Annotated in this window: 11 protein-coding genes; 4 read left to right on the top strand and 7 right to left on the bottom strand. The window is 58.6% G+C overall.

Features of this window, described 5'->3' with window-relative positions; genetic code table 11:
- Positions 1-351: 351 nt before the first annotated feature.
- Entirely contained in the window at positions 352-723 is a 372-nt protein-coding gene (locus tag QSV77_RS08980) for a hypothetical protein (RefSeq protein ID WP_302733191.1), read from the bottom strand.
- Positions 724-939: 216 nt separating this feature from the next.
- Positions 940-1,572 carry an outer membrane protein gene (locus QSV77_RS08975; protein WP_302733190.1) on the bottom strand — a complete coding sequence of 211 codons (633 nt, stop codon included), beginning with the start codon at positions 1,570-1,572 and terminating at the stop codon, positions 940-942.
- A 442-nt stretch (positions 1,573-2,014) separates the two neighbouring features.
- On the opposite strand from QSV77_RS08975, the gene QSV77_RS08970 reads away from it, so the two are divergent.
- Both QSV77_RS08970 and QSV77_RS08965 read left to right on the top strand, forming a co-directional pair.
- Positions 2,015-2,467, top strand: a complete 453-nt coding sequence (locus QSV77_RS08970; protein ID WP_142840314.1) for a hypothetical protein — start codon at positions 2,015-2,017, stop codon at positions 2,465-2,467.
- A gap of 211 nt (positions 2,468-2,678) precedes the next feature.
- Positions 2,679-3,239, top strand: coding sequence for a dual specificity protein phosphatase family protein (locus tag QSV77_RS08965; RefSeq protein WP_271362197.1), 561 nt, complete (start codon positions 2,679-2,681; stop codon positions 3,237-3,239).
- A gap of 144 nt (positions 3,240-3,383) precedes the next feature.
- Here the strand turns inward: QSV77_RS08965 and QSV77_RS08960 are convergent, their stop codons facing one another.
- On the bottom strand, positions 3,384-4,643 hold the full coding sequence (locus tag QSV77_RS08960) for an AGE family epimerase/isomerase (protein WP_302733189.1): 1,260 nt from the start codon (positions 4,641-4,643) through the stop codon (positions 3,384-3,386).
- Between the two features lie 179 nt (positions 4,644-4,822).
- On the opposite strand from QSV77_RS08960, the gene metH reads away from it, so the two are divergent.
- Entirely contained in the window at positions 4,823-8,596 is a 3,774-nt protein-coding gene (metH, locus tag QSV77_RS08955; RefSeq protein WP_302733188.1) for a methionine synthase, read from the top strand.
- Between the two features lie 67 nt (positions 8,597-8,663).
- Here metH and QSV77_RS08950 read toward each other — a convergent pair whose 3' ends face one another.
- Complete coding sequence (locus tag QSV77_RS08950) at positions 8,664-9,995, bottom strand: MFS transporter (RefSeq protein ID WP_302733187.1); 1,332 nt, start codon at positions 9,993-9,995, stop codon at positions 8,664-8,666.
- Between the two features lie 79 nt (positions 9,996-10,074).
- Positions 10,075-10,851, bottom strand: a complete 777-nt coding sequence (locus tag QSV77_RS08945; RefSeq protein ID WP_142840680.1) for an AAA family ATPase — start codon at positions 10,849-10,851, stop codon at positions 10,075-10,077.
- Positions 10,852-11,184: 333 nt separating this feature from the next.
- Here QSV77_RS08945 and QSV77_RS08940 point away from each other — a divergent pair, with 333 nt between their 5' ends.
- A complete protein-coding gene (locus tag QSV77_RS08940; protein ID WP_271362193.1) occupies positions 11,185-11,829 on the top strand; it encodes a hypothetical protein in 645 nt (214 codons plus the stop codon).
- A 42-nt stretch (positions 11,830-11,871) separates the two neighbouring features.
- On the opposite strand, the gene QSV77_RS08935 is transcribed toward QSV77_RS08940, so the two are convergent.
- A complete protein-coding gene (locus QSV77_RS08935; RefSeq protein WP_302733185.1) occupies positions 11,872-12,915 on the bottom strand; it encodes a zinc-dependent alcohol dehydrogenase family protein in 1,044 nt (347 codons plus the stop codon).
- A 77-nt stretch (positions 12,916-12,992) separates the two neighbouring features.
- Positions 12,993-14,051, bottom strand: coding sequence for an ABC transporter ATP-binding protein (locus tag QSV77_RS08930; RefSeq protein ID WP_302733184.1), 1,059 nt, complete (start codon positions 14,049-14,051; stop codon positions 12,993-12,995).
- Positions 14,052-14,062 lie beyond the last annotated feature (11 nt).

Here is a 14,062-nt window from a genome sequence, read left to right as displayed (position 1 = left end):
TATCAACTTTAAATAGTGGATATTATGTCTCGTTCTACCGCTCTAAAACTCTGAGGCAGACCTCGAAAACTTCGGATTGCAAGCTGCGAGTTTCCCTTGAAATTTTGAGGCCCGCGCGAGTTTGATAATTGCGGACACTGGCTCGTATCCGCCGCACACAATGAGCGGGATATGATGGAAAGGTTGGGTGAGGCTCAAGCATCTGTCCGAGCGAACTGTTTCTTGTACACGCGAGCTCCGCAACGTCATGGACGCTTACATCATCCACCAGGGAATGGTTCCATCCAACAAAAAATCCGACCAGTCATTCAGACTGATCGGATCATCCGTTTATAAATCTCAGCGATGCGGTCAGTTACAAACCCGCATGCTCTCCGTATGCCAGCCACCGTCATAGGAATTGGGAACGCGGCGGTCTTCGAACCAGCAGCGCGGGCGGGGCGGCGGCGGGGGTTCGTAGTAACGGGGGGCGTTGTTGCTGTTGGCAATCGCGCCGCCGATCAGGCCGCCGATGACGCCTGCGGCAAGGCCGCCGGCGATTGCGGCGCCATCATTGTGGCGGCGGTGTTCGCGGTAGGGCGGTGGGGGTGGGCCGCCACGGTCATAACCACGGTCGTAGCGCGGACGATAGGGATAATCCTGCGCGGCAGCCGTGCCGTAGGATGCGAAAACGCTGCCGGTGGCGACCAGCGCGGCAAGGGTGGAAAGAATGATCTTTTTCATCGGGGCTACTCCATAAGCCTGCCTTGGGAGATAGAGGCTCATTATGCCCGCATGATGGCACGGCTCTGCTGAACGCTTTGTGAATGTTTCGTTGTTGAGGGGTTCATGTTTTTGGCGTCGCTAAGGTCGGCAGATTGAGGCGGCCATTGTTTTTTCAGTGAAGAAAAAGCCCGGCGAAGGGCCGGGCTTTTTTATGCTTGATCCGGTTGGGCAGGATCAGAATTTCACACCGAGGCCCACCTTGACGGTGTGCTGGTCGAAATCGGTATTGACGCCAAAAATGTCCTTGTCGCCATAATCATTGTAGCGATATTCCAGCCGGCCGAACACATTGTCGGTGAAGGCGTAATCAAGACCTGCGCCCACGGTGAAGCCGTTGAATGTGGTGCTGTCCTTGCCGGCGCCGGGGGTTTCGATGAAACCGCGTGTGGCTGTCCAGCCGGCGGTGCCGTAGAGCAGGGCGCGGTCGAAGGCATAACCGACACGGCCACGGACGGAGCCCTGCCAGTCGGTGCCGATCTGCACACCGGCATAGTCATTGTCATTCCAGTTATAATCGACGTCACCTTCGATGCCGACGACGAAATTATTGTCGAACTGATAATTGTAACCGGCAAAGGCACCCAGAATGCCGCCATCGAAATTATCCGAAGCGACGGGGCCGCCAGCCGAAAAATCGCCATTCGCCCAGCCCGCGCCGCCTTGAATACCAAGATAGGGACCAGACCAGGTGAAGACCGGCAGGGTTTCCTGCGCGAGCGGAGGTGCCGGCGTTTCGTAGACGGCATCCGCGGCCATTGCGGTGCTGGCGGAAAGGGCCAGAAGTGACGTTACGATCAGCGTTTTCATCGTTATTCTCCCTGAGCTACTGTCGTCTATAGCATATATTAGTCGCATTTAATATGGTCTCGGGCCTGGCAATTCCAAGAGGCGCTGTGTCCTCCGATGTTCTTGACCGTTGCGCCCGGATCGCGGCGATTTTTCTCGCCCCGCCATGCTGTTCTGATGCGGCGAACGTCCTCAGCGGCGTTTGGTTCCCTTTGTCTTTCCGTCAGTGGCCCGGCGAACTGTCAGTCCGGTGTCACGCTTGGTTGTCTTGACAGCGTGGGGCACGACCATAGAGTTGTGTCTGTCCGTGGCAGGACCGCTGCTTCGCCGCTCCAGCCGCTTCACATCGGAAAGGGTGTGGAGAGCGGTTGAAACGTCGCTATCACGCCGGGTCGCCATGGACGGAAATGGGTAAGGGAGGGCAGCATCGCATGCGGGTTTGTTTTTATGAGGGAGGGGCGACGTGATCGTCGGAGCCGTTCTCAGTGCCATTCTTCTGCTGGTCCTCATTGCATTTCCGCGGCATCTCAAACCCGTCGTCATCTGCCTGCTGCTGATCTGGGGGGCGACAGCGGCCTTTGTCATTTATGACTGGTGGCGTGGCAGCCAGCGGCTCGGTCATGTCATTGCGACAGCCAGTTTCGATGCGGCTTGCCCGGATCCGGCTTTGCCCATTCGCGTCAGCTTCCGCAACGACAATGATGTGGCGGTGCAGCGCCTGACCTATACGCTCGAAGGGTTCGAGCCCGCCTTCCGTGCCTCCGTCGCCTTCGATCCCTATCAGGTGAGCGAAAGACGCATCGAAGCGGGGGAGACTTTCGCTGCGTGCCGGGCTTTCCGGTTGCGCAACAATGAAAGAGTGGAACCGCAGCGGCTGGAATGGCGTGTCACCGTTATTTCGGCGGAGTTCGACTAGGCGGCCGGGCGCGGTTCCCATCATCACGGTATTTTGAGAATTTTCGCGCCGTTGCGCAGCCACCGGTAAACCCTTGCGGCGCAACGGGTCTGCGAGGGCTGTCATCGAGTCAACGGCCATGCCCATGCTTGGTTTGGCCGGTGCCGGACTTGTTTTCGCCGGTTTGCGATGCCATCTCGCCCCCGTCCGATGAATGTCGCGGGTTGATGTTTTGCGTATCGTTTTGAAGTTTTTGAAAATCACGGCCATCGGCCTTGTCGCCCTGCCTGTTCTGGCGGGCGCGCATATGGGTATCGGCCAGCTGACCGGAAATTTCCACGAGGTCATCCCCGGCGAACTTTATCGTTCGGCCCAGCCGAGCGGCAAGGACATAGCAGCCTACGCCAAGTCCTATGGCATCAAGACCATCATCAATCTGCGTGATGAAAAGCGTGAAGGCTGGTATGACGCCGAAAGCCAGGCGGCGAAGAAAAACGGTATCCGGCTGGTCGATTTTCCGATGAGTTCTAGCGAAAAGCTTTCGCCGGAAGACGCGGAAACGCTGGTGGCCGTGCTGCAGAATGCGGAAAAGCCGATCCTCATCCATTGCGAACACGGTGCCAATCGCACGGGACTTGCCTCGGCGATCTATGTGGGCGCCGTGGCCGGCAAGGGCGAGGCTGCGGCCGAATTCCAGCTCTCGCCCTATTACGGGCATGTTCCTATCCCCGGTATCGGCAGATATGAGATGTATCAGTCGTGGGATGATTTCGAGGAAACCATCGGTTTCTGAGGTTTAGCGCGTGGCAGTCACCCCGGACTTGATCCGGGGTCCAGCACTATCCAAGTCCTTGATCGTTAGAAACTCTTTTCACGTCGCAGACGCGCCGTGGCTGGATGCCGGCTCAAGGCCGGCATGACGGAAGGTGTTGACGCCTCAATAATCCCCGCCGTTTTCCGCAATCACCTTCGTCAGGCTTCCCGTGGCCGGGAAAAGCGGAATGAGGCAGGCCTGAAGCGCGTGGTAGATATCGCCCTTGCCGGGGAACAGCGTATGCGCCGGAACCAGATTTTCCGTCAGTTCCTCGTGCCAGCCGCCATTGTCATGGTCGATGAAGTTGTTGGCGATGGTGCTCCAGATGCGGCGGTAGCTGTCTTCATAGAAGGGGTCGGCCGGCAGGTTTTCATTGAGGAAGTGGGCGGCACCGGCTGCCTCGCACATCGGCCACCAGAGTTTTGACCGCTTGTCGGGATTGTCGTTCCAGTCGAGCGTATAAAAGAAGCCGCCCTTTTCGCGGTCCCAGCCCAGCGCCATGGATTGCACGAACAGCGATTTTGCGGCGACCGGCATCCAGTCGTGGCGGCGTTCGCCCAGTATCCATAATTGCAGGATGAGGCGTGCCCATTCCAGCCAGTGGCCGGGGGTGGAGCCGGAGGGGCGGAACATTTCATTGCCGCGATACGCCTTGTCGAGCGTCCAGTTCTCGTCGAAATGCTCCGGCACACGGAAGTCCAGTTCGCCGGCGCGGCGGCGGATGACAAGATCGGTGATGCGTTCGGCCTTGGTGAGATAGTTGCTGTCGCCTGTCGCCTCGTAGGCGGCCATCAGCGCTTCGGTCAGGTGCATGTTGGAGTTCTGGCCGCGGTAATTCTCGATGGGGGACCAGTCGCGGTTGAATTCCTCGGCGATGGCGCCGTGTTTTTCTTCCCAGAAACGGGTTTCCAGCACTTCGGTGATGTCTGCCAGCATCTTGTCAGCCAGCGGATGCCCGACGGTCTTGGCGGAAGAGGCGGCCAGAAGCACGAAAGCATGGCCGTAACCCTGCTTGGTGGCGTCGACAGGGCCGGCATCGTTCACCTGCCAGAAATAACCGCCATGCTCGTTGTCACGATGTTTGTTCCAGAGATAGGTCATGCCGTGGTCGACGATATCGCCGCAGCCAGGCCGGCCGAGCAGATGGCCGATGGAGAAGCAGTGCACCATGCGGGCCGAAGCGTGGATGCCGCGCACGGGATCGTTTGCCTGTAGCGGCGCGCCCTTGGCGTCGAGATCGAAGAAGCCGCCGGCGGAATTCACGGCGCGATACTGGAAGAAATCGAAAAGTCCCTCGGCCTGTTTCACCAGCCATTGGCGGTGCCAGGGAAGGGTGTTCCAGTTGCGGCTGTTATGATCTTCCTCGGGCATTTCGTCCTCCATGCGGTTTGCTGCATTGGCTTATATCCTTGCCGTATAAACCTGTCATCTGTCAGTGAAATTTCGTAGTCTGCCGCAACGGCGCAAAGCTATGCCTGTCCCTTGAAGATATATTGACATAAACATATCTTTATGTGACTTGACGGCTTGCGATCTTGCAAATCGAAATGAGGAGTGTGCCCGTGTTTGACGACCTGTTTGGCCCCGAAGGGGCAAAGCGCGACGGCGCGGAAATTTTCAAGGCGCTGCGCGAGGCCGCAAGCGAACGAATCCTCATTCTCGATGGCGCCATGGGCACGCAGATCCAGGGTCTCGGTTTTGACGAAGACCATTTCCGCGGTGACCGTTTTATCGGCTGTGCCTGTCATCAGAAGGGCAATAACGACCTGCTGATCCTGACCCAGCCGGACGCCATCGAAGACATCCATTATCGCTACGCCATGGCGGGCGCGGATATTCTCGAAACCAATACGTTTTCGTCGACGCGCATCGCGCAGGCTGACTACGAGATGGAAAATGCTGTCTACGACCTCAACCGCGAAGGTGCGGCGATTGTCCGCCGTGCCGCCCAGCGCGCCGAGCGGGAAGACGGACGCCGCCGTTTCGTGGCGGGCGCCATCGGCCCGACCAACCGCACGGCCTCGATTTCGCCTGACGTCAACAATCCCGGTTATCGCGCCGTCAGTTTCGATGACCTGCGTATTGCTTATGGCGAGCAGATCGATGGCCTGATCGACGGCGGTGCCGACATCATTCTCATCGAGACGATTTTCGATACGCTGAACGCCAAGGCGGCGATCTTTGCCTGCGAGGAGCGTTTCGAGGCGAAGGGCATCCGCCTGCCGGTGATGATCTCCGGCACGATTACCGACCTTTCCGGCCGCACGCTTTCCGGCCAGACGCCGTCCGCTTTCTGGAACTCGGTGCGCCACGCCAACCCCTTCACCATCGGGCTTAACTGCGCGCTTGGTGCGGATGCCATGCGTCCGCATCTGCAGGAATTGTCTGACGTGGCAGACACTTTCGTCTGCGCCTATCCCAATGCCGGCCTGCCGAATGAATTCGGCCAATATGACGAAACGCCTGAGATGATGGCGCGTCAGGTTGAGGGCTTCGTGCGTGACGGTCTCGTTAACATCGTCGGCGGCTGCTGCGGCTCGACGCCGGAGCATATCCGGGCGATTGCGGAATCCGTGAAGGGTTACAAGCCGCGCGAGATTCCCGCACATGTGCCCTTCATGTCGCTTTCTGGTCTCGAGCCTTTTGTGCTGACCAAGGACATTCCCTTCGTCAATGTCGGCGAGCGCACCAACGTTACCGGCTCGGCCCGCTTCCGCAAGCTCATCACCGCCGGCGATTACACGGCGGCGCTGGCTGTCGCCCGCGATCAGGTGGAAAACGGCGCGCAGATCATCGACATCAACATGGATGAAGGCCTGATCGATTCCGAAAAGGCGATGGTGGAATTCCTGAACCTCATCGCAGCCGAGCCTGACATCGCCCGCGTGCCTGTCATGATCGACAGCTCCAAGTTCGAGATTATCGAGGCTGGTCTGAAATGCGTTCAGGGCAAGTCGATCGTCAATTCCATTTCGTTGAAGGAAGGCGAAGAGAAGTTTCTCCAGCAGGCGCGGCTGGTCCACAATTACGGCGCGGCCGTCGTGGTCATGGCCTTTGACGAGGTCGGGCAGGCGGATACTTATCAGCGCAAGGTGGAAATCTGTGCGCGTGCCTATAAGCTGCTGACCGAAAAGGCTGGCTTGTCGCCGGAAGACATCATCTTCGACCCGAATGTGTTCGCCGTGGCGACGGGCATCGAAGAGCACAATAATTACGGCGTGGACTTCATCGAGGCCACCAAGACCATCCGCGAAACCATGCCTCTGACGCATATTTCCGGCGGTGTTTCCAACCTGTCCTTCTCCTTCCGCGGCAACGAGCCGGTGCGCGAGGCGATGCATGCCGTGTTCCTCTACCATGCCATTCAGGTGGGCATGGATATGGGCATCGTTAACGCCGGACAGCTTGCGGTTTACGACAATATCGATGCGGAACTGCGCGAGGCCTGCGAGGACGTGGTGCTGAACCGTCGCGATGATGCGACCGAGCGTCTGCTTGAAGTGGCAGAGCGTTTCCGTGGCACGGGCGCCAAGGACACCAAGGTGCAGGATCTTTCCTGGAGAGAGCTTGCCGTCGAGAAGCGGCTGGAACATGCGCTGGTCAACGGCATCACCGACTATATCGAGGCCGATACGGAAGAGGCGCGCCAGAAGGCTGCCCGTCCGCTTCACGTCATCGAAGGGCCGCTGATGGCCGGTATGAACGTGGTCGGCGATCTCTTCGGCTCGGGCAAGATGTTCCTGCCGCAGGTGGTGAAATCCGCCCGTGTGATGAAGCAGGCGGTTGCCGTGCTTTTGCCTTACATGGAAGAAGAAAAGCGCCAGAATGGCGGCTCCGAGCGCAGTGCCGCCGGCAAGGTGCTGATGGCGACCGTGAAGGGTGACGTGCACGATATCGGCAAGAACATCGTCGGTGTCGTTCTCGCCTGCAATAATTACGAGATCATCGATCTCGGCGTCATGGTGCCGACGACGAAGATCCTTGAGACGGCGATTGCCGAAAAGGTGGATGTGATCGGCCTTTCCGGCCTCATCACGCCATCGCTGGATGAAATGGTGCATGTGGCGGCTGAAATGGAGCGGCAGGGTTTCGATATTCCGCTGTTGATCGGCGGCGCGACGACCAGCCGTGTGCATACGGCGGTGAAAATCCATCCGCGTTACGAGGCGGGGCAGGCGATTTATGTGACGGATGCTTCGCGTGCGGTAGGCGTCGTGTCGGCGCTTCTCTCGGCCGAGCAGAAGCCTGCTTATATCGATGGCATTCGCAGCGAATATGCCAAGGTGGCGGAAGCCCATGCCCGCAACGAGCGCGAAAAGCAGCGTCTGCCGCTTTCCCGTGCCCGTGAGAATGCGCACAAGATCGACTGGTCGAGCTACAGCGTCGTCAAGCCGCAGTTCTTCGGCACCAGGGTATTCGAGACCTATGATCTGAAAGAGCTTTCCCGTTACATCGACTGGACGCCGTTCTTCCAGACCTGGGAATTGAAGGGCCGTTTCCCGGCGATCCTTGAAGACGAAAAGCAGGGCGAGGCGGCGCGGCAGCTTTATGCCGATGCGCAGGCAATGCTTGCGAAGATCATCGAGGAGAAGTGGTTCCGGCCGCGTGCGGTGATCGGCTTCTGGCCGGCCAATGCGGTGGGCGACGATATCAAGCTGTTTAAGGATGAAAGCCGCAGGCAAGAGCTCGCCACCTTCTTCACGCTGCGCCAGCAGCTTTCCAAGCGCGATGGTCGTCCCAATGTGGCGCTGTCGGATTTCGTGGCGCCTGTCGATAGCGGCGTTGCCGATTATGTTGGTGGCTTCGTGGTGACGGCGGGTATCGAGGAAGTGGCGATTGCCGAGCGCTTCGAGCGGGCCAATGACGATTATTCGTCCATCCTCGTCAAGGCGCTGGCCGACCGTTTTGCCGAAGCCTTTGCCGAGCGCATGCATGAGCGGGTGCGCAAGGAATTCTGGGGTTATGCGCCGGACGAGGCTCTTGGCGGTGATGACCTGATTGGTGAAGCTTATGCCGGTATTCGCCCTGCACCCGGCTATCCGGCCCAGCCCGATCACACCGAAAAGAAGACGCTGTTTGCCCTGCTCGACGCCACCAATGCGGCGGGTGTGGAGCTGACGGAAAGCTATGCCATGTGGCCGGGATCTTCGGTCTCCGGCATTTATATCGGTCATCCCGAGAGCTATTACTTCGGTGTCGCCAAGGTGGAGCGGGACCAGGTTCTCGACTATGCGCGCCGCAAGGATATGCCTGTCACAGAGGTCGAGCGCTGGCTCGGGCCGGTACTCAATTATGTGCCGACAAATGGCGCTGAGGAAATCGACAGCGCGGCCTGATGTTTCGGGCGTGTTGCTGCAAAAAAAAGCGCGGGTTCTGCCCGCGCTTTTTTGTTGCCCGTTGCGCTTACGATCTTAGCGCCGCCAGTTCCTCGATGCCGACATGGCTCTCAACCTCGCTGCCACGCAGATAGAGGTAAAGGCCGATGCAGAAGGCGAGCACGGCGATGAAGACCAGATACCAGGCATGGGCCATGGGATTGACGGCAAGCGCGGTCGTCACTCCGATCGGCGTCAGCCCACCGAAGACGGCATAGGAGACGTTGTAGGCGAAGGAGAGGCCGGAGAAGCGGACCGATGCCGGGAAGGCGCGGACCATGACATAGGGTACGGCTCCCGCCATGCCGACCGAAAGGCCCATGACGCCGTAGAGAATGAACATGGTTTCAAGCGACGCGCCGGCATAGCTGTAGAAGGTGAAGGTGGCGATGCCAAAGAAGATGCTGGCAGCCATGAAGAAAATGCCGGAGCCGACACGGTCGATCAATGCACCGGCGATAATGACGCCGAAAATCAGAAACAGCGTGCCGAAGCTGGTGCCAGCCAGCGCCTGCGTCGGGGTGTAGCCATAAAGCTTCTGCAGAAAGGTGGCCGTCATCAGCGTGGTCACCACGATGGCCGCCGACAGAACCCAGGTGAGCAGGGCGGAAATGATGACGCCGCGCATATGGTGCTTCAGCACCAGCCCGAGCGGCAGCTTGTCCGTCAGCGACTTCGATTTTTTCATCTCGTTGAAGATCGGCGTCTCTTCCAGCCAGCGGCGCAGATAGACGGCGATGAGGCCGAAAATGCCGCCGAGCAGGAAGGGAATGCGCCAGGCGTAACCGGCCACGTCCTCCGGTGTGAAGAGCGAGTTGATGGCGAAAGCGATCAGCGATCCCAGCATGATGCCGAAGGAAAGGCCCGATGTGAGGAAACCGCAGGCAAGCCCGACACGACGGAAAGGCACGTGTTCGGCAACGAAGGTCCAGGCGCCCGGCACTTCACCGCCAATGGCTGCACCCTGCAGCATGCGCAGGATGATGAGCAGGATTGGGGCGGCGACGCCGATGGTGGCATAGGTCGGCATCAGCGCCATGCCCAGCGTGGAGAGCGCCATCAGGAGGATGGAGAAGGCAAAGACGCGCTTGCGGCCATAACGGTCGCCATAATGCGCCAGAACGATGCCGCCGAGCGGTCGCACCAGATAACCGGCGGCGAAGATGCCGAAGGTCTGGATCATCACCAGCCAGTCTGGCATTTCCGGCGGAAAGAACAGGTGGCCGATGACGGTGGCGAAAAACACGAAAATGATGAAATCGTAAAACTCGAGCGCGCCGCCCAGGGCCGAAAGACCCAGAGTTCTGTAATCCTGGCTGTTCAGGGGCCGGGCAGCTGCCGGTGTGCTGGTGGGAGACATAGGCCTGCTTCTTTTTCTAATTCACATGTTGCTAATGGGCATGCTGCAAGAGAAGCGGGATTTCAAGCTTTATCGGTTCTCAATCGCTTATGAATTTTGATGGACGATCGAGAAAGCGCCGCAGGAAAGTGATGTTCTCCAGCTCGTCATAGAGGCGTTCGGTGATGCCATCCTCATCGAAATAATAGATCGTCGCTTCGGGAATGGCCAAAAGCACCGGTGAGTGGGTGGCGATGATCAACTGTCCGCCACTGTCGGCGGCGTGGCGGATGATGGCCGCAAGCTCCAGCTGTTTTTGCGGTGAAAGCGGGCTTTCCGGTTCGTCGAGGAAATAGAGGCCGGCACCATGTACCCGCTGCTGCATGATATCGAGAAAGCCTTCGCCATGTGACCGCCGGTCGATGGTGTTGTTTCTGACGATCCTTCGAAAGGTCTCCGGGGTTTCTTCCGGAAAGTCCTCGCCTTTTTTTAAGGCTTTTTCCCGCTCCCAGCGAAAGTCGTCCAGCGTCTCTTCATTCAGCCGGCGGACATAGCCAAGCACATCTTCGGCGCGCATGAACATGCGGATCTTCGGATATTTCTTGCGGGCGAAATAAAAGGCCCTTGCCACGGTCTCGGCATGCTGAAGATAAAGATCACCCGAAACCTGGCCATGGTTACCGATGGCATAGGCCGTCATTCCGGCCGCCAGTCCTTCCAGCAGCGTTGATTTACCCGAACCATTATTGCCGGCAAAAAAAGTGATCGGCGTTTTGAACTCGAGGCGTTCCAGATGGCGCACCGCCGGAACCGAGAAAGGATATTCATCCCGTCCGCCCGGGGTTTCTTTCATGGTTACGCTATCGAGAAACAGCATGTCGCGGTCCTTGCATCTCATCCGTCATGTTCACCGACGTTGCGCTCTGTCGCATCATCGCGGCGCTGTGCTCAAAGCAATTGCGTGTGATTGCGGCTTAACGTGGGGCGCTGTTCGCACCAATGGTTTACAGTGTTGGCGGAGATACGTCATGTCGCATAGTTAGAATTCCATTTTATTATAAATTAGTGGACCTAATTCCAAGTAAAAAATCGATATATATTAGATATATACAATATATATCTTAAAATTAAGATGTTATCGTAAGTATATACTTCAAATTAATTCAGTAATGCCAGTTGTCATCATTCTCGTTGTTGTTGGAGAGAGTGAATGAAGCATATTGCGCTTTTTTCGGTCGTATTTCTATTTTCCGCGATATTCGTGGGCGAAGCTGAGGCGCGGAAGTCTCGGTTTTTTGCCATCCCCGGATTCGGTGGCGGCGAGACCATCGATCTCGTTTATGATCTGCCGGACAGCGAGCCTTTTCTTCGCGACGGTGAAGCATTCGACGTTGGTTATCTCAACAGCGGGGATAGGAGCGGTTATGTGCTGTATCGTGACGAGCGTTACAGCAGGCTCAGCGATGCTGACATCGCCAGGCTGAAGGCGACGCTTGGTTTTGATCCGACGACAAAAGATCGCATGGAGCGGGCGGCGAGGGACAGTGACGCGCCCTGGAACCTCGTGATTATCATAGCGGTCGCAATTATTGGCATCTTTGTGCTTGTTCACAAGGGCATGCAGCTCGTGCGGTGGGTTTCGCGATTGGCGACGACCTCCGCAGTCACCGGAAGTAAGCAGCAGCAGGAGGAGGACGTCCCCGACCCGCTTGAGGTCCGCACGAAACAGCTGGTAAACCGTCAGTGGAGCGGTAGCCAGACGGATCACGTGACGCGTATCCCGGCAGCATCGTCGGTCCATGCATCTGCCCCGGGAGCCGCTCCGGTCCGGGCGTTCGGGCGCAGGGGTGCCTGACCTGGACGCAATTCGCGAATCAGGTGGTTGCGGGAGCCTGCACTACTCGAACCGGTCGATGATGCTGATGCCGCTTTCCTGGAAACTGTTCATGGCGGGCAGGGCCGTGATGGCGTCGGAGAGGCTGATGTGGCGGCCGATCAGTTTTTCCGGTGCGAGCTTGCCGCTTTCGATCATGGCCAGCATATCTTCGTAACGCCACGCCTGCATGCCGTGGCTGCCATAAATCTCCAGCTCGTGAGCGATGACCCGGGCCATGGGGATGGCGGGCATGGCATGATCGGCCAACATGAGGCCGACCTGCACATGCCGTCCGCGCCGGCGCAGATTGCTGATGGAATTGCAGCAGGTCTGCGGGTGGCCAAGCGCATCGATCGACACATGCGCGCCGCCGCCCGTTACTTCGCGCACCGCTTCCGAAACATCGGCGACCGAGCGGCTGTTGATGGTGGCCGTCGCGCCGAGCTGTCGGGCGAGTTCGAGCTTGTCTTCGGCAATGTCGATGGCGACGACCTGCGCGCCGAGACCTGCACCGATCATGATGGCGGAGAGGCCGACGCCGCCGCAGCCGTGCACCGCCAGCCATTCGCCACCCTTCAGACGTCCCTGATCGGTCACGGCGCGGAAAGAGGTGGCGAAACGGCAGCCGAGGCCGGCGGCAGTGGCGTAACTCATCGTATCAGGTAGATGCACGAGGTTCTGGTCGGCGTAATCAATCGCGACATATTCGGCGAAGGAACCCCAATGGGTGAAGCCCGGCTGGAACTGCGCCTCGCAGACCTGCTGGTTGCCGGAGCGGCATTCATGGCAGTGGCCGCAGCCGGAAACGAAAGGCACGGTAACACGGTCGCCTGTCTTGAAACGGGTGACGTTCTTGCCGACTGCGGCGATGACGCCGGCGAATTCATGGCCTGGAACATGCGGCAGGCGGATATCCGTGTCATGCCCCATCCAGCCATGCCAGTCGCTGCGGCAGAGGCCTGTCGCTTTTACCTCGATGACCACACCACTATCGGTCGGTTCCGGATCGGGCAGGGATGCAACGACAGGGGTCTCGCCGAATCGTTCGTAAAAAAGCGCGCGCATCATGGCCTCATATCGCTGGCATGCAGGTTCGAGTTCAATACCTGCTCTAGCCTCTTCCCCCAATGGAGAAAAGCGGTTTAGTCCCTGATCACCATCAGATCGCCGGCTGCGAATTTGAGCGTCACCTGTTCGCCAAGGGCAGGCGGCGCGGTGCCGGGATCATTGAACATGTCGAAAGACAGGGTCGAGCCGCCGAGATCGAGACGGGTGCGGATGACGGAGCCGAGGAACTGGCTGGAGGTGACGGTGCCGGAAATGGCGACATCGCCTTTCGCGTCGTTGCCGAGCGAGCCCGCTTCCGGACGAAGCGCGAGGGTGATCTTTTCGCCGTTTGCGGCTTCGACCGGTCTGTGCAGCGTCACGTTTTGCTCTCCGACACGAATGGTGTTGGTGGAGGAGTCCATGACCGTGGCGTCGATGAGGTTCAGCGTGCCGACGAAGGAAGCGACGAAACGGGTCGCGGGCTTGTTGTAGATGTCGAAGGGCGTGCCGATCTGGTCGGCGCGGCCGGAATTCATCACGACGATACGGTCGGAGATCGACAGGGCTTCTTCCTGATCGTGGGTCACGAAAATGGTGGTGATGCCGAGCTTTTGCTGGATCTGGCGGATTTCCTCGCGCAGCGATACGCGGATCTTGGCGTCGAGTGCAGAAAGCGGCTCGTCCAGCAGAAGCACTTCCGGTTTCGGCGCCAGAGCGCGGGCGAGCGCAACGCGCTGCTGCTGGCCACCCGACATCTGGTAGGGATAACGGTCCGCCAGATGTTCCAGATGGATGAGCTGGAGCATTTCCTTCACGCGGGCGTCGATCTCGGCTTTCGGTTTGCCAGCGACTTTCAGGCCAAAGGCGACGTTTTCATAAACATTCATGTTCGGAAACAGCGCATAGGCCTGGAACACCATGCCGATATTGCGCTGGTTGGGGCGCAGCGTCGTCTGGTCCTTGCCGTTGATGACAATCGATCCGCCGGTCGGGATTTCGAAGCCGGCGATCATGCGCAGCACGGTGGTCTTGCCGCAGCCCGATGGCCCGAGGAAGGAGACGAATTCGCCCTTTTCGATGGCCATGTTGAAATCATGCACGACCTGCACGGCGCCGAAGGATTTCTTGATGTTGCTAAGTGTCAAAAAGCTCATGAAAATCTTGT

Origin of the sequence: Agrobacterium sp. V1, assembly GCF_030518355.1 — a bacterium.
Taxonomy (GTDB): Bacteria; Pseudomonadota; Alphaproteobacteria; order Rhizobiales; family Rhizobiaceae; genus Agrobacterium; species Agrobacterium cucumeris.
Note: the sequence above shows the minus strand (reverse complement) of the source record. Positions and strands in the feature narration are given on the sequence as shown.

Bases quoted from the DNA above. Each gene is read 5' to 3' on its own strand.
- QSV77_RS08980 (WP_302733191.1), bottom strand. From the start codon at position 723: ATGAAAAAGATCATTCTTTCCACCCTTGCCGCGCTGGTCGCCACCGGC.
- QSV77_RS08975 (WP_302733190.1), bottom strand. From the start codon at position 1,572: ATGAAAACGCTGATCGTAACGTCACTTCTGGCCCTTTCCGCCAGCACC.
- QSV77_RS08960 (WP_302733189.1), bottom strand. From the start codon at position 4,643: ATGGAGGACGAAATGCCCGAGGAAGATCATAACAGCCGCAACTGGAAC.
- QSV77_RS08950 (WP_302733187.1), bottom strand. From the start codon at position 9,995: ATGTCTCCCACCAGCACACCGGCAGCTGCCCGGCCCCTGAACAGCCAG.
- QSV77_RS08945 (WP_142840680.1), bottom strand. From the start codon at position 10,851: ATGCTGTTTCTCGATAGCGTAACCATGAAAGAAACCCCGGGCGGACGG.
- QSV77_RS08940 (WP_271362193.1), top strand. From the start codon at position 11,185: ATGAAGCATATTGCGCTTTTTTCGGTCGTATTTCTATTTTCCGCGATA.
- QSV77_RS08935 (WP_302733185.1), bottom strand. From the start codon at position 12,915: ATGCGCGCGCTTTTTTACGAACGATTCGGCGAGACCCCTGTCGTTGCA.
- QSV77_RS08930 (WP_302733184.1), bottom strand. From the start codon at position 14,051: ATGAGCTTTTTGACACTTAGCAACATCAAGAAATCCTTCGGCGCCGTG.